Below are 17,798 nucleotides of genomic sequence, written 5' to 3'. Positions count from 1 at the left end.
CCTCCCTGACCGTTGAAACCTTCCAAGCGCGAGGGGGCATTCTCGGTCGATGAGGATGCTGCGCCCCAAGCATCACTGTGCCTCGCTATTATACGACTTTGTGTTCCTCTGGGGAGCGCAATGAAGAAGGAGGTGAGCCCGTCCGGGTCGGTGCGAAACAGATGTTAGCGGCAAAGGACGATTTCCGGCTCATTACTTCCTCTCCGACCTTGTGCGGTCGGAAGACGGCCTGCTCGCGGAGCACTGGGATGTCATCCAGGACGAAGCCGCGCGAGAACAATCGCGCGGCGGTCTGTCAGCTGTCAAAACGTCTCGGTAATCTTGCTCAGGCGAGGCGGACGATCCGGGTCAAATCCACAGGCGCGCGCCGTATGCTCGATCAGCCGATAGGCCGGGACGAGCATCGTGATAGGGTCGGTGGCCGGGTCATCCTCGGCCAACCAGGGCAGGGAGCCACGCGGTCCGCCGCATAGATGCAGCGTGATCTTTTGCTCGCGCAATTCTTCTGCGAACGCGTCCACGGTGGCCGCCGTTTCATCCATGAGGCGCATCATGAGAACCGGCGTGCGCGATGATAACGCGGCCCGCGGCCCATGCTGCAGCTCGGCAACGCTCAGACCGATGGAAGGCCGGCGCAGGATTTCCGAAAGTTTGAGCGCGATTTCCCGCGCCGATCCGAGGCCCAGGCCCCGAGCCGCCACAAACACAGCAGACGCATTGGCGAGATCATCGGCAATCTCGGACCAGTCGAGCGCCAGCGCGCGATGCAGGCGCTCGGGCAGCCTGTCGAGGGCTGACCACAGCGCACGATCTTCCGCCAGCTCGGCAACAAGTCCGGCGCTAGCGGCCATCGAGCCGATCACGGTCTTGGTCGCCGCGACGGAGTGCTCTTGACCGGCCTCGATCGGAACGACGAACTCCGCTTCGTCAGCCACCGGCGACGACGTCGCATTGACGATGGCGATGGTGCAGGCGCCCGCGGCGCGCGCCGACCTGGTCGCCGCGACAAGATCCGGGCTGCGCCCGGATTGCGAGATCACGACGAACAGCGCATGGCGCAGCATCAAGGGCGTGCGAAATGCCGTGATCACCGAAGGAGCGCTGGCCGAAACGGGAAGGCGAAGCCGCGTCTCGACAAGGTATCTTAAGAAAACCCCGGCATGCCCAGAGCTTCCCCGGCCGCACACGACGCACAGCGGCGCTGAGCCAATCCCAATTCGTTGTGCAATTGCGCGCGTGGCGGGGCGGTTACGAACAATTTTGGCGACGACATCCGCGCTTTCCCCGATTTCGCTCGCCATCGCGGACGTCGTCACGGCTCAACCGCTCCACCTTGCTTGCGAGCCGCGGCTCCCTCGGGTTGCCGGTCACGATCCCTGGCGAGCTCGGCAAACACGCGGCGCAGGTTGCCGTCACAGTTTTTCAGAATGATCTCGGCATCAACCCTGTTGACACCCAACGCCAAAAGGACTGCCGTCTTGATGTCTCCCTCGGCCTGCTCAAGCGAGCGTGCCGCGTGCGAGGGATCACAGTGCGCGATTTGCGCCACCATGGCCTCTGCGCGTCGCTTCAGCTTGGCATTGGTCGGCTGCATATTCACCATCATGCCACGATGCACCCGGCCGAGCCGCAGCATGATCCCTGAGGAGATCAGGTTGAGGACAACCTTCTGCGCGGTGCCCGCCTTCATCCGCGTGGAGCCGGCGATCAGTTCGCGGCCGGTCTCGATCAAGATCGGAAACTTTGCCGATGCCAGTAATGCAGTGTCGGGATTGTTGGCGACACCGATCGTCACCACACCGAAAGAGCCTGCCTGCCGCAGCGCTGCGACCGTGAATGGCGTTGTCCCGCTGGCGGAAACTGCAATCACCGCGTCGTGCGGCGTGAGCCGCGCGGCATCGATCTGCGTGACCGCATCATCGACATCGTCCTCCGCGCCCTCGATGCTGGTGACAAACGCGCTGTCTCCGCCGGCGACGATGAAGCGAACGCGCTCGTTGGGCCAGGCGAAGGTCGGCATCAGCTCGGCGCCATCCTGGACTGCCACGCGGCCAGAGGTGCCGGCACCGACATACACAATGCGTCCACGATCGCCCAGCGCTGCCTTGGCCGCTTCGGTCGCCGCGGTGATCGCGGGAAGGGCATGGCCGATCGCCGCGACTGCCGCAAGCTGACCCTCCCACATGGCTTCGATCGCTGACGTCAGCGACCATGCATCAAGATCGGCAAAGCGGGGATCGACTTCTTCGGTGGCCATATAGTTGATCCATGCGCCCTTAGCGCGGAACTTTGAACCGCTGTTCATGGTCGGTTTCTCTCTTGGGCAGGTCAAGCCGCCCGCGCGCCAACAACGCGCCAGGGTCCGGACGCCTCAGGCGGGCCCGCGGACCAGGCGTCAGCCAGGGCGTTGTGGCATCCACGTGCCCGCCCACAAGCGAGAACTGGTCAATTCCCCTCGCCAGGGGCGGATTGAGCAGTTCGCCAATGGCATCGGCCGCGCGTTTATCCTCGACCCGGGCGCGGCAGCGGGTTCCGCCTCCATCAATGTCGAGATACGTGGTACCTTTTGTTCCCATGGAAAGCTAACGCGAGGGTTTCGCTCCGGGTCCTCTCAAAGCCGTTGTGTACATATGAAGTCTATCACGCGACTCGCCTCACGAGTCCGTGACTGCCATTCTCGGATGAATACTGATGGGCCACGCTGGGTCTTCCGTCTCTCTCACGATTGCCACGCAGCACATCTTTGATGGTACCGACATGCGTGGGCCGGGTTCGGTCAGGATCTCCAAGGGGCGGATTGAAAGCATCGCCTTCGGCGAGGCAGAGGCGCGCGCCTCAATCCACCTCCCCGCAGACGCGATCCTTGCACCCGGATTCATCGACATCCAGGTGAACGGAGGAGGGGGCGTTCTTCTCAACGACCAGCCAACGGAGGCTGGCGTTCGACGCATCGTTGAGGCGCACCGGAAGAAGGGAACCACGGGCTGCCTGCCGACCCTCATAACCGATCGCGGCGAGGTCATCGAGCGGCTGGCTGCAGTGGCCCAGGCTTGTCTGCAGATTCCCGGCGTGCTCGGCTTTCACCTGGAAGGGCCGGCCCTCAACGGGTCGCGCAAGGGGATTCACCCGGAAGTTGAGATGCGCGTGCCCAATCGGCGCGATCTCGCCGCCATCAGGAGTTTTGGCGACCGCGGCCGTTCCATTGTGACCTTGGCTCCGGAATGCGTGCCCGCGTCCATGATCGACGAATTGATCGGCGCCGGATTGCGTATCGCGGCCGGCCACAGCGACGCCACCGCAGCTGAAATCGGGCAGGCGGCGGATCGCGGTGTCTCAGGGGTGACCCATCTGTTCAATGCCATGTCGCAGTTGAACGCCCGGGAGCCGGGCCTGGTGGGCGCGGCGCTTCAGGACGACCGGTTGTTTGCGGGGATCATCTGCGACGGCATCCACGTTGACCGTGCCGGTTTGCGTGTTGCCTTCCGCTGCAAAGGCCGCGATCGATTGATGCTGATCACCGATGCCATGCCATTGGTGGGCACGAACGACCGGCAATTCATGCTGCAAGGAAGGCAGATCACGTTGCACGAAAATCGCCTGACTGGCCCCGACGGCACGCTCGCGGGCGCTCACCTCACCATGATCGAGGCGGTCCGCAACGCTGTTGCGCTGCTCGAAATCCCCCTTGCCGATGCCCTTATCATGGCCTCTCGGACGCCCGCGGCATTTCTGGGTCTTGAGGCCGAGCTTGGACGGATCGCGCCCGGATACCGCGCGGACCTTGTCGCCATCAATCCGAACTTTGAAGTCGTCGGCACATGGATAGGCGGTGTAGGTTCGATGGACGAGGCGAGCGAGGCTTCTCACTAGATGAGCAACCGTCCCATTATCGTGCAAAAATATGGCGGCGTCTGTCTTCAAACGCCGGCGAAAATTCGCGCGGTAGCGCGCAGTCTCGCCGACCTGCATGGCCGCGGTCATCGTGTCGTGGCGATCGTCTCCGCCATGGGCACGACCACCGACCAATTGATCCAGATGGCTCATGAGGTGAGCCCATCTCCCAATCGCCGTGAACTCGACATGCTGCTGACGACCGGTGAGCGCATCAGCATGTCCCTGATGAGCATGGCGCTTTCCGACCTTGGCGTGCCTGCGATCAGTTTCACCGGCAGCCAGGCTGGGGTCATGACGGACGACTCCCATTCCTCCGCACGCATTCTGGATGTGCGGCCCATTCGCGTGCGTGAGGAACTTGATCGTGGGCGCGTTGTGGTGCTGGCGGGATTTCAGGGCGTGAACCCGGCGACCAGGGAAATCACCACGCTCGGCCGCGGCGGCAGCGACACCACGGCCGTTGCGATGGCCGCGGCTCTGAAAGCCGAGAGCTGTGAAATCATCAAGGAGGTCGACGGAATTTGTTCTGCCGATCCACGCATCGTGCCGGATGCAAAACCCCTGCGGCGAGTGGACTTCGCATCCCTGTCCGAAATGTGTTTCTGGGGTGCTAAGATCCTGCATTTTCGCAGCGTAGAGCTGGCGCAAAGTCAGGATGTGCCTCTGGTTCTCAAGCAGTGGGGTGGCCTTGAACACAGCACGCAAGTGATGAAAGAGGTTGCAGGTATGGAAAACGGAAAGGTTCTGGCCGTCAACTCGATGGCTCGCATTGAGCATGTGGAAATAGATTCCAGGAATCTAAATCACGGTTTTGAGAGATTCGCACAGCATCTCAAGCAAAACAGCCTGTCCTGGCCCCAGCTCCTCGCCTCGAGCTTCAGCGTGGGAAAAACCAGCATGACCGTGGCTTGCGATTCGGAGTGGCTCGACGCCCTGTTGCGCACGCTGGAGCTAAGCAAGGATCTCCGCAGGCAGCGCCAGGCGTCAAGCTCGGTGAGTCTCACCTGCTTCGGCGGCGTTTCGTCGGAATTGCCGTTCAGGGCGTTGCAGGTTCTCGAACATCACGGGATTGTCCCCGACAAGTACGTGCTGTCGCCGCATTCGGTCAGTCTGTTTGTCCCCGTGGAGAGCCGGGAGGCCGCGGTTAAAGCGTTGCATTCGCTTGTCCAGAAAACATAGGTTCGACGAAATGCAGAACTGATCGACCAATCGAAGAGGACTGATCCTCACATCGCCTTAACGACGCGTGAGGTCGGCGCGCGGTGCAATCACGAATTCGAGTGCATGCTGAGGAAATTGCAACCGTGTCACGGGCGGACCCGCTGCTCGCTGTTGTGCTGACATTGGGGATCAAGTTGCCGCCGTAACCATTTTCGTTGAGGGCTGAAGCGCTGACGTAACCGGGACCATGCCATCCTTTCGCAGTCGAAGAGCCGCCAGAATCAAATGTGGCGCCGCGTTCGACAATCGACGGAAGGAGTGCCTATCCATGCTTGCCGAAAAGTTCTTTCTGATCCTGGAAACGCTCATTGGTCACCTCACTGATGCCCGATACCCAGATGGAGGGCCGAAGGTAGTAAGCCGAGCACGGCACGTTCCGATCGAATTGTCGGAAACTGAGAGACCGGAGGCTGCCTGAGTGGCGGCCCCCTTCGTTCGCGAATGTCACCCCTTGGGCGAAGGCGGTCATTTGGGCTCTTCGTCCACGGCCGTACGATTGTCACGTGGCAGGGTGATGATGAACTCGGTGAATTGGCCGATCCTAGTTTCGACGTCGATCCTGCCGCCATGTTGCTTGACAATGATGTCATGGGTCATGGAGAGGCCGAGCCCTGTCCCTTCTCCAGTTGGCTTGGTGGTGAAGAAGGGATTGAATATCTTCTCTCTCACTTCGGGCGCGATACCGATGCCGTTGTCGCGAATCCGGATTTCCACTGTACGGCCCAGGTTCCTGGTCGTAGCGCTGAGCATAGGCTCAAAGGCATCTTCTCCCGCCTCAACCTTGCGTCTGGTTGCTGCATAAAAACCGTTGGAGATCAGATTTAGCAACGCCCGCGTGATCTCTTGCGGATGCAGATCAATGGTGCCCGCCTCGGGGTCGAGGTCGTGTTTGACCGTTATGCTGAAGCCAGCTTTCTCCGCCCGCGCACCGTGATAGGCGAGGCTCAGGCTCTCGCCTACAAGGGCGTTGATGTCCGCGGAGCGGCGTTCGCCAGAGCTCTCGCGCGAGTGAAGCAGCATGTTCTTGACGATGGAGTCGGCCCGCTTCCCGTGCTGCACGACCTTGCCGAGATTGCCCTTGAGGAGCGTGGTCAGATCTTCTACTTCGCCGCGTATCTTGTCCCCAAGTACCGCCGACTTGAGCAGATCATTGAGCTCATCTGTCAATTCGACCGACAGCGCTGAGAAATTGTTGACGAAGTTCAACGGGTTCTTGATCTCGTGTGCGATACCGGCGGTGAGCTGGCCGAGCGAAGCGAGCTTTTCGGTTTGCACCAGACGATCTTGCGCGGCGCGAAGGTCATCCAGCGATTGCGACAGGTCTCTCGTGCGTTGCTGTACTTCCTGGAACAGCTCGACATTCGAAATGGCGATGACGGCTTGGTCGGCGAAGGTCTGCAATAGCTGAATGTGGTGCTGAGCGAACTTGCCGGGCGCAACGCGTGTCACGCTGATCGCGCCAATGGTCTGCCGGTCCTGCACTAGCGGGACCAGCAGCACGCTGCGGTAACCACGTAGCCGCGCCAAATCCCGCGCATCCTGTGGAACGGACAGGTCTTCCATGTCGACGACCTCGGACAGCTCTCCCTTGTCGATCGCTTCGCCCCAACTCAGCTGCGACAGCGGCCGCGGGAAGAACGCCTGGAGCGTCGCATCGGCTTCAGGGCTCGTTGGCGTAAAAGCCATCAGATGCAGGATACCATCGACCAGGCTGTACACAGCGGTTGATCGGCCATCGACAATCCGGTTCGACCGCTCCGCAATCGCTTCGAATACCGGCTGCACATCGTCGGGCGAACGGGCGATGACCTTCAGAATGTCGGCGGTCGCGATCTGCCGCTCCAGCGCCTCATTGGTCTCATTGAACAGCCGCACGTTTTCGATGGCAATGAGTGCCTGGTCCGCAAAGGTGCGCGCCAGCTCGATCTCGCGATCCGAAAAAGGTCTGGGCTCGGATCGCACCAGCGAGAACATGCCTTCGACGCGACCTTCCCTGATCATCGGTACGGCGAGCACGGCCCGATATCCCCACCGTTGGGCCTGTTCGACGGCGTCATACTCAGGATCCGACAACACGTCCGGAACATGGACCAGTTCGCCTGTGAGATAGGCGCGGCCGACAACGTGTCCCCGCCTGCGCTCGACCGGATGATCAAGCAGGAAATCCTTCAGATCTTCCGATACGGCAACGAAGGCCTGCGCACGGAGCACGTCACCGTCGCGAATCCGGATGTTGGCCGTGCTGGCGTTGCACAGCTTTGCTGCGGATTCGACCAGAGTCTGCAACACCGCTTGCAGATCGAACGCCGAGCGGCTGATAACCTTCAGCACGTCGGCGGTGGCGGTCTGCTGTTGCAAAGACTCCTGGAGGTCACGGGTTCGTGCTTGCACCTGCTGGAGCAGTTCGACGTTCGAAATCGCGATGACGGCCTGATCGGCGAAGGTCCGCAACAGTTCGACGTCCTTATCGGCGAACGCGCCGGGTTCCGTGCGGGTGACGCTGATCCAGCCGATCACGTCGGTATGGTCCTTGAGCGGCACCAGCAGCAGGCTGCGCCAGCCACGTGCCCGCGCCGCATCCCTCAATGCCTGAACTTCAATCTCGGACTCCGCGTCGGTAATCCGCGCAATCTCGCCGCGCAGAACCTGTTCGACCCGCGGATTGCCGGGCTCCGGCCGCCTGGGAAACATCGCCCGAAGCGTCGCGTCTGCTTCCGGACTGATGGGTGTAAAGGACGCAAGTTGAATCATGCCGTCGACGTAGCGGACTACCGTTGTTGAGTGGGCACCGATCAGGGTCTTTGAGCGCTCCGCGATGGCGTCGAAGACCGGCTGAAGGTTCGAGGGTGAGGATGCGATCACCTTCAACACATCGGCTGTTGCGGTCTGCCGCGCCAGCGCTTCCTGGGTCTCGTTGAATAGCCGCGCGTTCTCGATCGCGATCACCGCCTGGTCGGCGAAGGTCCGCAGCAATTGGACGTGATGTTCCGCGAGCACGCCCGGCTCGCTTCGCGTACAGGCGATGTAACCAATCAACTTGCCATGACTCATCAGCGGCGTGAATGTCACGCTGCGCCAACCGCGGGCGCGCCCAAGTGCGCGGGTTTGCGGATCGGCCAGTTCGGAGTCGGCGATTTGGCCCGTTTCGCCGTCTTCGACGTAGGCGACGGCCGGCACTTCACTTCGATGGCGCGGGAACATGGCCTTCAATGCTTCGTCGGATAGTGGATTGATCGGGGTAAAGGCCACCAGGTGATTGATGTCGTCGATGACGCGATGAACCGCGGTCGAGTATCCGCCAATCAGCCGGTTGGCGTTTGAGGCGATTGCATCGAACACCGGCTGGACGTCGGAGGGCGAACTTGCGATCACCTTGAGGATGTCGGCGGTAGCCGCCTGTTGCTCGCGCGCTTCCTTTAACTCCTTCATGTAATCTGAGATTGCATTGCGCTTCGATCGGATGCCGGTTGGGCCAATGCGCCGCTTGGCCGGGTTGTGGCTCTTTGCTGAGCCGGCCTTACGTGCTTTCGCAGCGATCGTCTTGCCGCCCGTTCTCGATGGCCGCGCCATATACGCCCCCGGGGTTCAACAACGCCATCTTATCGGGTTAAGCCTTCATTCTGGAAGGGCCGACCGAGGCCGACCGGGCCGGATTCCAGCTTGCCGGCTCAAATGACGTCCGCGTCGGGTCGCTCGGACTCACGGTGATCGAGTAGATCACCCGTGCAGCGCCGACATCAAGCTTCACTACGCATTTCGTGTATGTACAAAGCCTCGAGGCGCCGACACGAAGGAATCATGTCAGCGACACTGATCGATCTGACTATTCGGTTCATTGCCGGTGGTACGGGGCCTGCTACTCGCCCCACTGTGAAGGATCTGCTAACATTGAAATAACTGGCCGGAGAGCATTTCATGAAGCAACTACTTCGAGTAATTGCTCTGATCCTGCTGCTGCCCAACTCTGCCACGGCAGGATCCGACGAAACGCTTCACAACAATCTCGGCCCCCAGCTCCAGGAAGAGACGTGGGCAATTCCATCAGCCGTCCCCATGTTGGCCTACGTGGTCCGCCCTGCAAGTGAGGGACCGTTTCCTCTTCTGGTCATGAACCACGGAGTTTCGCTTGATCCGAAGGAGCGAAGCTATTTTCCCGTGATCGAGTTTCGGGACGCGGCGCTTTGGTTCGCGAGGCAGGGTTACGTCGTGGTTGCGCCGGTGCGTCCAGGATACGGCGTTACAGCGATCGAAGTCCCGGAGCGAGGCCTGTTCGGTCTCTTCTTCTCGGGTGTCGGCAGTTGTTTGGCCGCAAACTTTCGTGACGCTGGACTTGCAATTGCTTCGCTCGATATGTGGGTAATCGACTACATGTCGGTTCAGCCTTTCGTGAAGCCGGATGACGTCATCGTCGTCGGTCAATCAGGTGGTGGCTGGGGTGCGATCGCGCTTGCCAGTCAGAACCCCCGATCAGTGCGTGCCATTATCGGCTTCGCCGCCGGGCGCGGCGGCCGCTTTAAGGGCAAACCCAACAGCAATTGCGCACCGGACAATCTGGTCGAAGCGGCGGCAGAGTTCGGACGAACGGCCAGGATACCAATGTTATGGATTTACTCCCGCAATGACAGCTACTTCGGGCCCGAGCTCAGCAACCGATTGGCGACGGCCTTTCAAGCTGGCGGCGGCAAGCTCAACTATTTTGTTTTGCCGGATTTTGGGGGAGACGGTCATTTTATGATCAACTCTGCTGATGCCATACAGATCTGGGCTCCCTTGGTGTCTGAATTTTTGAAGAACCACTGATAGAACAATCCAACTGTATTTCGGAGGCGTTTGCGATGTGTGGTCAAACCGCCCGATCAATCAAGGAGGCAATGCGATCGGTCGCCGCTAGCTTCATCATGCTGGGCGCTTTAGCGGCGGCGACCGTTGCCCACGGCCAACAGGTGATCCCGTTCGGTGATGTTCCCGCGATGATCGATTTTTCCGAGGCCGAGATCGCTGCGCGAGGACAGCGGAAGATTCCCAACCTCACTTACTCAACTTGGAAAAAATTGTGCTTCCGCGGCGTAGAGAGCGCAGAGACAAAAACGGTCTGCCGCACGACCATCGACGGAAGATCGGACATAGGTCAGGTGATCCTGAGGGTCGATCTCATCGAACGCCAGGATGCTCCTGCGGTACGATTGCAGATGTTCGTTCCGGTGGGGCTATTTCTCCAGCCAGGTATTAAGCTGAGTGTCGACAGTGGCGGTACACTGCACGTTCCCTACACCATCTGCCTGACAAACGGATGCGTCGCGGCAACCGTTGCCGACCCGAGCTTCCTCCGGGAACTAGAATCCGGCAAGACACTCTCGATTGAAGCGGTCAATGCCAATGTCGTTACCGTCATTGCCTCGCTCCCGCTCGACAACCTTGCACAAGCGCGTCAGGGCGCTCCTGCACAAATCTTTGAGCAGCAACTGCAAGGGAAATGGGAACGCGCCAATGATGAAGGTAACTCACGATAGGTCGCTCGAACCTTGGCACTCCACAACGCGGGGTTTACGGTCCGGCAGCCCCCTGGAGTTCGCAAGGGGACAAGCTGATTGTTTAACATCTCGAACGGGGCGACCGAGCGCCTCGGTCGACCTCAGAATCAGATTGTCCTCTCAGGAGAATACTTCCGATACTGCTGGATCAGCGTCCGAGGTTTCGCGCATATAGATGGCCGCGGCCATTGCGTAATCAGCGACGGCGTTTTGGCATGCCGTTAGAACCTCTTCCTCAGCGAGTCCCTGACGTCGAGCGGTGAAGGCGAGTAATGTACCGAGAGCTTTGGTTAAAGCAGCAAGCGCCTCCGATGGGAGCATACTATCTGCGGTAGCAACGTAAATGAGGGTTTCGACAACTTGATCGAGTTGTCGCTCGTCGCGATGCCCGCTGTTCGTGCCGGTGTCCGAAGGGCATCGGGCGAAGCCGTCGGTGAATTTGGACGGTTCTTCGCGTGCGAAGGCGTTGATGTTGTTCACATGGAAGTCCTTTGATATTCCCCACGCGATGCAGCCGGGCTCGGCGCTCCGGCAATGAGCGTTATTCAAGCCGCGATTGGACGATCGTGTAGTACCAGCTCGTCAAGGCGTCGACCTGCCTCCAGCTGCGCCGCAAACCAGCGAGGCTTCAATCCACCGCCCGACCAGGTTTGCGACGGGTTTTCCGGATTGAAGTATTTCGCCTGCACCTGCGGGTAGGGACGTCGGATCTTCTGCTGTCCGCCAGCTAGTCGAGCCAAGCGTCGCTCCAACTCGTGCTTTTCGGAGACGAGTTTTGCCGCAAGCGAATCCCGACAAACGGTGGCGCCCCCCGGAAATGGCTCTCCGAGCAGTGTTCGGATTGACACCAGCGGAAGCCCGGCTAGCGGCCAAGGTTGCGACGGGCACTAAACTTGAAGCCATTACTGATGAAGCTGGGATCGCCAAGGAAACGGGGAGAAATCAGCTTAAGAGTATCTTTGCCAAGACTGGTGTGCATACCCAGGCAGAATTGGTTGCGTTGTGTGGCTCGACCGTCTGCCGGACTATGGGCTTGAACAAGTCCGGCTGAGGTCGGCTGGTCGTCGTTTCCTTGTCTTTAGATTTGTAGCGTTTTCGAGCGAAGTGGCGACCGGTTTGTGTGAAGAAAGCGCACCAAAACAAGGATCTGGAGCTTCGGTTCTGATTCAATCAGAACCGATAATGCCCCAGTGCCACCCGGTGATCGGTTTGGAGAACGTTGAGGAGAGACCGCCCGAAGGCGGTTACTCGGCAAGCCCTGACTTCGGCCAAATATCAGGCCATGCTGAGCGCGTTGCGGCGACGATAGGCGAGGAAGCCGACGCCGGCGAAGCCAAGCAGCATCATTCCCCATGTGGACGCTTCGGGGACAGCAGCAACACCAACCGTAAAGCCGTACCAGTTTTCGGCGGTTGGGTTTGTCCAACTGATGTCTGTAAAGGAGCCGATGAACTGGATGACACCATTGCCTTCAACGCCGAAAACTTGATCGCCCGACGAGGTTATCGGGTTTCCCCCGTACTCGGCGTTCGCTCCACCGGCCTGAATTGTGAAGGGCGCATTGAAGTTGAAACTCGGCTCTATGCCCGTCTGCCCCAGGCTCCAGATCGCAAAAACCGGATTGAGCACAGCCTGGCTGAAGTGGATCGAGTTGGTGCCGCTTGATCCCCCGATGATACGAATGGTTCCGTAGGATTGAACCGGGGCGTTGTCGACGGTCCCTCCGGAAAACGAACTTACCGGAGTATAGCTGGGTTCGAAGTTTAGTTCCTGAAGTTCTCCGGTGTAGGTAACTCCAACACTGCCGGCCGCTGCAGTGGCGTTACCCGGAGTTCCAGCAGTGACTGTGCCTGCGGCCCAATTCGTCCAGTCGATGGTTGCGGCCTGGGCCGCGCCAACCCCCGCCAGCATGACAATAGCCGTCAGCCCCGCATGACCAAATGATTTATTCACCGACCTCTCCCAATTATTTAAATATTCGGTCGGAGGCTTCCATTATGTCAGAACAAAGTCAAGTAATCACGAAGACGGGTCTAATTAATTCTGTGAATAAATAGGATTAATCCCGCCAGCCCGAAAAGCGATTTTAATCACCTAACTCCTTCTAAAATGTCCCTCCATTGCACCCTCCCACGCAGGCTGAGCCGATCGGCCTGACGCCAATCATTCGGCTTGCCCTTCCACCTCTTGGTAAACGGCACCGCGTGCCCAATCCGGTCATGCCAGTTTGGTTACAATATTCACGGCGCCGTCCGTCCCGTTGCAGGTGACCCGGCCGTCAGCACCCCAGTACGCTGGACTGCCGGGCGGCAACTCGAGGCGCAATTAAATCCACTTCCGCCATATGGCAACGATGAGGATGATCATCGCCATCACGACCAGCCAGCCCGTTAGGCCCGCTTGCACGCTCATTTGCCCTTGGCCCTTAGTCCGATTTCGACCAGCCGACGGATAGCTTCGGGGCGGCTGATCTTGATGCCCTGCTCGACAATCCAGTCATCGATCCCGGCCAACTGATCGTCATGCATTCGAACGACCTGCGGCTGGCCTGGCCCAGTCGTTCTGGGCCGCCCCATTTTGCTTCCGGATTTCTTGGAATCACGAACTGACTTTGTCATATTTTATGATATCACAAAGTCGAGCCCAAGGGGAAGTTGCAACGCCCAAAAAGCGGCGCACCAGTCTCACTGGCCGATTCTCAGCCCCCGGCTGACTGCCCACGGAATCAAAGGTCCGCCGGATTACCTGGAGGCTGGGCCTCTCTCGAGCATTATCGATTGAATCAGAACCGAAGCTCCAGATCCTTGTTTTGACAGGTTTTCTTCACGCGAACCGGGGACCACTTCGCTCGAAAGCGCTCCAGACGACTGCTCTAGTAAACGCGGCGGCGATACGACCGATAACCCGTGGGATCTTCCGCGCCCGCGAAATATGGATTGATGACGCACTGCGCCGCACGGCCCGATGCCGACGCGTTGCACTGAGGCAGCGAGGTGTAGCGGCAGTCATAATAGTTCGCGCCCGCGCGGTACACGTGCAGGCAAACCGGATACGCCGGATCGTACGTCTGAGCTGCCGCTGGCCTTGTTGAGACCGCCCCGATCGCCAAAATCGCCAACGCCAGGATGCGCATCAGAACCTCCATCGGGATGTGTGCGGCTACTGCGCTGAAATAGGTATTCTTCGCGCCGATAGGGAGGGGCGGTTCGCACGCCGGCTCACGCTGGCGTTAAGTCCTAAGAGCGTCGACCGCGTGGGCGATGAGCACGCAGATGCTGAGTACGATCAGGCAAACAATAGCGGCTTGAAATAACATCGGAGTGAATTCCGTGGGGCCAAGGTTGGTTGCTCATAAGCCCTCACATTTGGCCTGCATTTAGCCCTCCCGAAGGCGCCTTGATGTTCACGTCGTTACAAGTTTGCAAGGTGCTGTCCTTGCAACGTGGCATCGGCACGCGCCCAGCGGAGAGCGCGATCGGATCGTCAAATTCCCTGCACCAACCGGTCGCGGGCTGTACCAAACTCCACGGGCGCCGCATTGTGTCAATGAAGGTTGAGCGACGTGACCGGCCGCAATCCGCCCGGCGGGGCTGCTGGGCGCGTCGTGACCGACCATTTTGGGTATCGGCGGCGATACACTGGTGCATTTCAGCGCCGGCTCGAGTTTGGCATCGCCGGGCGATGATCGGCTCACATCAAAGGCAGAAGCTATCTCGCCTTGTGCGGTTCGCCCGCAGTACGCACCAGCCGGTCCGCCTTCACCAGCACGCGATCGTCAGCCGGCTGCGGCCGCAGCGAAAAGCTGATGACGACAAAGGCGACGCAAAACACCAGACCCACTACCATCACGCGCCGGTGGGTCGGTCTGTCTGCGTTGTGAAACGATGGGATCATCGTGCTGCCTTCGCCTTACACCCGAAATCCAAGCTGAGGACTGACTTTGAGACGAACGGAAGCCCCGCTGGTGGGGCGGGGACCTCAGAAATAGGTCTTCCCGGCCGACCGGAAGGTTCGAAAGAAATTGGCTTTTGTGCCGAGCGTGCCGACTCGGCGCAGCGGTGGTTTGATTGCCTACAAAATCAAAGGCTCGCCGGTTCACGCTGGCGGGCATACCGCGGCGGGACATCAAGTGGGCGTGAGATGTAAGGCAGTTCACACTTGCGCATTGCGAATTGGTCTAACAACAGGGTGAAACCCGGTGTCGGAAGAACCGCCATGCCATTATTCGCTAGCCAGAATTGGTGGGGAATAGGCGCCACGGCGGCGGTTCAGCTTCTCCTCGTGGCAGCAGTTGTCTTCGCCCTTATCGCTTACGTGGAGTGGTCGTCGGATTCAAGTCTGGCCGAATTCACCAACGCCGCCGAGACCTCGACATTTGGCTCTACTCCGATCCACCCTCTCAAAGAGCGAAAGAGTTGCGATCAGCTACCTGACCATTCAATCGTTTCATCGTCGAAATTAGTCCGCACCGAATGACTTGGGCTCGGCGGCAAGCCCGGAAATCACCGGAAACGCAAGGGGCGACTACGCCTCTGGAGATACGAGTTATCCCAAGAAAGTACGCCGCCGGGCTCGAAACATAGCGTCCCGGCGGCGCCCTGTATCAAGCTGGGTCGCGGAAATGCCAGCATCGACCCATTGGCAAGGCGCGTGCCAGGGGCGGACGATCCAACGGCTCCGCCAGCACCGGAAGCGGATCAACCTCTCCACCGTGCTGGCCGGATAAAAGCGGCATCAAGGAGGTCGACGACGGCATTTGGCTCGTCAGCTTCATGCACTACGATCCGGGATATTTCGACTGGAGCAGAGAACCTCGCAGCCCCTCGCCAACCCGTTCGGCACGAGGTTGTCACCATTGTCTTAGGTAACCGCCTCGGCCCTGGGCGCACACTTCGCGGTGCTTGAGGATAGCTTGGACGGCATGACTGCACGCGAGATTGCCTGGCGAATGGGTGAGGTGACACGAAGCAGGCCGAGCGCAGGGACGGTCAAGGCGCAGGACAGCGTACTGGCAGCGCTCGCTGCCATGGAAGAAAGGCTCGCGGCGTCGCATGAAACCACGGTCTGGCCTTATTTGAGTCGGGAATCGCCAATCAACATCCGCCTCGGTATAATGGGGAACGGCGAGACTTGGCGAACGAGCGGCAGCGCAATGTCTGTGCAGGCCAGATAGTGATTGATGGTGCTCCCATGCGCTGCAAGGTCCGCCATCTCACGGCTTCCTCCGCAGTCGTTCAGACTCCTGACGCGCCTTTCGTGCCCGCGGCCTTCGGATTGCGCATTCCGAGCGCGGACGTCGATACGATATGCCAAGTAGTTTGGCGTGATGCACGCCGACTTGGTGTGACGTTTTTGAACTAACCGCCAATGTTCCTCACGCGTCCCTGCCTTGAAATTCGGACCGTATTGAGTCGGAGGTGTTGCTGAACATCTCGATGTGACGACTTAACGCAAATCGGAAGCCTACGGCACCACCGCGCGTCGGCTTGGTCTATCGCTGAGCCGTTGGTTCGGCGTGTAAGCGAGGCAGGCTTGCTGCTCATGGCTTTCGGCTCAGATCGGCCAAGTTGAGGGGTAGGGGCAACCAAAAAAGTCAAAGAACGGTTTTTTTGGCTACCGCGCCCGAACCTTTTCACGCGCATCTGCAATTCAAATGTTGAGGCTCCGTGGCTAGGCCGCGAATCCCAAAGGCCAAGGGCCCTTCGTGACGACCACGGCTTCAGGCGGCAGGGGAACCGCTCTTGGAAAACTGATAATTGCGGGAGGATAGAATATGCAAATCAATGGTATCGCCCACACATTCATCACGGCTGGAAATTTTGCATCCGCACGCGCCTTCTACGCACAGCTATTGCCATTTATGGGCCTTACGATCGTGGCGGACACCGTGAACACCTTCTATTGTGTCGGCGGTCGTACGGGATTTGGCATTCATGCTCCAGCAGAGGAGTATGCCGGCCAACGATTCCGTCAGGGCACTGTCGGATTACATCATCATTGTTTTCGTGCGCGAGAACGTGCCGACGTCGACGAGGTTTACAACTTTCTTTTAAAGATCGGCGCACACATCATTCACGCACCGCAGGAGGACAATTTCGCACCCGGCTACTACTCGGTGCTGTTTGAGGATCCGGACGGCACGAGGTTGGAGATCAATCATGTTCCGGGCAAAGGACTGCTGGCGCCTGGCACACAGATCGGTGGTGGCTACGCTGACGGTACCCAGAACGGTTAGAGGACCAAAGCCCAGCTATGAACGTACAAGCGAGAGAAAAAGGCCGAGTGGTGATCGCACGTGCGAGAAGTTGACGGCATGCTCTGATTTCCGTGCGGGTCCCTTACCCGCGTGTCCGTTCTCCGGAGGTTAGAGCGGACGTCGTCGATAAGCGATGCCGAAACTTGGGCGGTCAGGGCGAGAACAACCCACCCCAGACGCGGCAAGGAGATTTCAAAACTGGAATGGAATAACCGATACGGAAATCTTGCCGTCCAACGATTGTTGTACCGTAAACTCTACCTCTTTAGACGCTTTTGTGTCGCCAACACTAACCGAAATCGCGCCGCTACATTGTAGCGTTCGCTTGTCCTCACTCGTTGAAGTGGTGACTATTCTTTCACCGAGAAGATATAGCGGTTTAACGTTTTCCGGATTTGGCATTGCGGTTGAATTTTTGGCAGCGAAGTTGACCAGCGGATTACCGTGGTCGTCCGAAACAATCTGGAGCACGGCATTTCGGGTTTCGATTGAATCGCACTCGGGCTTTTCGCTGCAGCCGCTCAGAACAAGCAGGAACGGAAAACTCCACAAAACAAGCGATCGACCGCTACAATACGGCATCCAACATGCTTCTGCTTGGTTAAGCACGCTCGACAACCGATTCGAAGAACCATTGTTCCCATGAAGTCCGGATCGGCGCACAGCTGTAACTAAAATCAAAACGGCCCCAGCGGGTGCTTCGCTGGGGCCGTCCCTGGTGTCACGTCCCCTTTGGAGCGGGGGACGTTAACCAACGGTAAGACGACGGCTCGATGAGCCGATGCTTTTCAGGCCACGCCGGCCGGATGGAAGGGCTGGGTTCGACCACGCCACCGCCCTAGGATGGCTCGAGCGGCGTGAGCGCGGCAGCTCATCCAGCCTGGAGAGGACCTGTT

The 17,798-nt window shown here is 59.3% G+C and carries 14 protein-coding genes and 1 pseudogene; 6 read left to right on the top strand and 9 right to left on the bottom strand.

From position 1 onward, the window contains the following. Positions 1-302 precede the first annotated feature (302 nt). Positions 303-1,301 (bottom strand): SIS domain-containing protein, encoded by a 999-nt coding sequence (locus tag JQ553_RS09565; RefSeq protein ID WP_212499619.1) that lies wholly within the window; start codon positions 1,299-1,301, stop codon positions 303-305. A gap of 11 nt (positions 1,302-1,312) precedes the next feature. Continuing rightward, a complete protein-coding gene (locus tag JQ553_RS09560; RefSeq protein ID WP_283817233.1) occupies positions 1,313-2,305 on the bottom strand; it encodes an N-acetylmuramic acid 6-phosphate etherase in 993 nt (330 codons plus the stop codon). A 386-nt stretch (positions 2,306-2,691) separates the two neighbouring features. On the opposite strand from JQ553_RS09560, the gene nagA reads away from it, so the two are divergent. Together nagA and JQ553_RS09550 are read left to right on the top strand one after the other, a co-directional pair. Further along, the gene (nagA, locus tag JQ553_RS09555; RefSeq protein ID WP_212499618.1) at positions 2,692-3,870 is read left to right on the top strand and encodes an N-acetylglucosamine-6-phosphate deacetylase; all 1,179 of its coding nucleotides are present in this window, start codon (positions 2,692-2,694) and stop codon (positions 3,868-3,870) included. After that, positions 3,871-5,073 carry an aspartate kinase gene (locus JQ553_RS09550; RefSeq protein ID WP_212499617.1) on the top strand — a complete coding sequence of 401 codons (1,203 nt, stop codon included), beginning with the start codon at positions 3,871-3,873 and terminating at the stop codon, positions 5,071-5,073. It begins immediately after the preceding gene. A 507-nt stretch (positions 5,074-5,580) separates the two neighbouring features. Here the strand turns inward: JQ553_RS09550 and JQ553_RS09545 are convergent. Further along, positions 5,581-8,685 (bottom strand): GAF domain-containing protein, encoded by a 3,105-nt coding sequence (locus JQ553_RS09545; protein ID WP_249144056.1) that lies wholly within the window; start codon positions 8,683-8,685, stop codon positions 5,581-5,583. Positions 8,686-9,030: 345 nt separating this feature from the next. Between JQ553_RS09545 and JQ553_RS09540 the strand changes: the two genes are divergently transcribed. Together JQ553_RS09540 and JQ553_RS09535 are read left to right on the top strand one after the other, a co-directional pair. Then, positions 9,031-9,915: a dienelactone hydrolase family protein gene (locus JQ553_RS09540; RefSeq protein ID WP_212499616.1), complete on the top strand. Its 885-nt coding sequence runs from the start codon at positions 9,031-9,033 to the stop codon at positions 9,913-9,915. Between the two features lie 71 nt (positions 9,916-9,986). After that, positions 9,987-10,625: an invasion associated locus B family protein gene (locus JQ553_RS09535; RefSeq protein WP_212499615.1), complete on the top strand. Its 639-nt coding sequence runs from the start codon at positions 9,987-9,989 to the stop codon at positions 10,623-10,625. Between the two features lie 141 nt (positions 10,626-10,766). Here JQ553_RS09535 and JQ553_RS09530 read toward each other — a convergent pair whose 3' ends face one another. The 5 genes from JQ553_RS09530 to JQ553_RS09505 form a co-directional block, all read right to left on the bottom strand. Then, positions 10,767-11,126, bottom strand: a complete 360-nt coding sequence (locus tag JQ553_RS09530) for a hypothetical protein (protein ID WP_212499614.1) — start codon at positions 11,124-11,126, stop codon at positions 10,767-10,769. Positions 11,127-11,191: 65 nt separating this feature from the next. After that, on the bottom strand, positions 11,192-11,335 hold the full coding sequence (locus tag JQ553_RS35235; RefSeq protein WP_409363049.1) for an H-NS family nucleoid-associated regulatory protein: 144 nt from the start codon (positions 11,333-11,335) through the stop codon (positions 11,192-11,194). A gap of 586 nt (positions 11,336-11,921) precedes the next feature. Beyond that, positions 11,922-12,599, bottom strand: coding sequence for a PEP-CTERM sorting domain-containing protein (locus JQ553_RS34890; RefSeq protein ID WP_212499612.1), 678 nt, complete (start codon positions 12,597-12,599; stop codon positions 11,922-11,924). A gap of 919 nt (positions 12,600-13,518) precedes the next feature. After that, positions 13,519-13,779, bottom strand: coding sequence for a DUF3551 domain-containing protein (locus JQ553_RS09510; protein ID WP_212499610.1), 261 nt, complete (start codon positions 13,777-13,779; stop codon positions 13,519-13,521). A gap of 575 nt (positions 13,780-14,354) precedes the next feature. Beyond that, positions 14,355-14,540 carry a hypothetical protein gene (locus JQ553_RS09505; protein ID WP_212499738.1) on the bottom strand — a complete coding sequence of 62 codons (186 nt, stop codon included), beginning with the start codon at positions 14,538-14,540 and terminating at the stop codon, positions 14,355-14,357. 778 nt (positions 14,541-15,318) lie between these two features. Between JQ553_RS09505 and JQ553_RS35230 the strand changes: the two are divergent. Together JQ553_RS35230 and JQ553_RS09500 are read left to right on the top strand one after the other, a co-directional pair. Continuing rightward, positions 15,319-15,510 (top strand): annotated as a pseudogene (locus JQ553_RS35230) (IS481 family transposase); the annotation flags it as partial. Between the two features lie 909 nt (positions 15,511-16,419). Then, a complete protein-coding gene (locus JQ553_RS09500; protein ID WP_212499609.1) occupies positions 16,420-16,881 on the top strand; it encodes a VOC family protein in 462 nt (153 codons plus the stop codon). Positions 16,882-17,094: 213 nt separating this feature from the next. Here JQ553_RS09500 and JQ553_RS09495 read toward each other — a convergent pair whose 3' ends face one another. After that, positions 17,095-17,484, bottom strand: coding sequence for a hypothetical protein (locus tag JQ553_RS09495; protein ID WP_212499608.1), 390 nt, complete (start codon positions 17,482-17,484; stop codon positions 17,095-17,097). Positions 17,485-17,798: the final 314 nt, after the last annotated feature.

This window comes from Bradyrhizobium lablabi, from assembly GCF_018131005.1.
In the GTDB taxonomy this organism is placed as follows: Bacteria; Pseudomonadota; Alphaproteobacteria; order Rhizobiales; family Xanthobacteraceae; genus Bradyrhizobium; species Bradyrhizobium lablabi_D.
This window is presented reverse-complemented; position numbering and strand designations above follow the sequence as displayed.

What these genes read in the sequence shown, in the direction of transcription:
- JQ553_RS09565 (WP_212499619.1), bottom strand. Translation starts at nt 1,301, where the DNA reads ATGGCGAGCGAAATCGGGGAAAGCGCGGATGTCGTCGCCAAAATTGTT.
- JQ553_RS09560 (WP_283817233.1), bottom strand. Translation starts at nt 2,305, where the DNA reads ATGAACAGCGGTTCAAAGTTCCGCGCTAAGGGCGCATGGATCAACTAT.
- nagA (WP_212499618.1), top strand. Translation starts at nt 2,692, where the DNA reads ATGGGCCACGCTGGGTCTTCCGTCTCTCTCACGATTGCCACGCAGCAC.
- JQ553_RS09550 (WP_212499617.1), top strand. Translation starts at nt 3,871, where the DNA reads ATGAGCAACCGTCCCATTATCGTGCAAAAATATGGCGGCGTCTGTCTT.
- JQ553_RS09545 (WP_249144056.1), bottom strand. Translation starts at nt 8,685, where the DNA reads ATGGCGCGGCCATCGAGAACGGGCGGCAAGACGATCGCTGCGAAAGCA.
- JQ553_RS09540 (WP_212499616.1), top strand. Translation starts at nt 9,031, where the DNA reads ATGAAGCAACTACTTCGAGTAATTGCTCTGATCCTGCTGCTGCCCAAC.
- JQ553_RS09535 (WP_212499615.1), top strand. Translation starts at nt 9,987, where the DNA reads ATGCGATCGGTCGCCGCTAGCTTCATCATGCTGGGCGCTTTAGCGGCG.
- JQ553_RS09510 (WP_212499610.1), bottom strand. Translation starts at nt 13,779, where the DNA reads ATGCGCATCCTGGCGTTGGCGATTTTGGCGATCGGGGCGGTCTCAACA.
- JQ553_RS09505 (WP_212499738.1), bottom strand. Translation starts at nt 14,540, where the DNA reads ATGATCCCATCGTTTCACAACGCAGACAGACCGACCCACCGGCGCGTG.
- JQ553_RS09500 (WP_212499609.1), top strand. Translation starts at nt 16,420, where the DNA reads ATGCAAATCAATGGTATCGCCCACACATTCATCACGGCTGGAAATTTT.
- JQ553_RS09495 (WP_212499608.1), bottom strand. Translation starts at nt 17,484, where the DNA reads ATGCCGTATTGTAGCGGTCGATCGCTTGTTTTGTGGAGTTTTCCGTTC.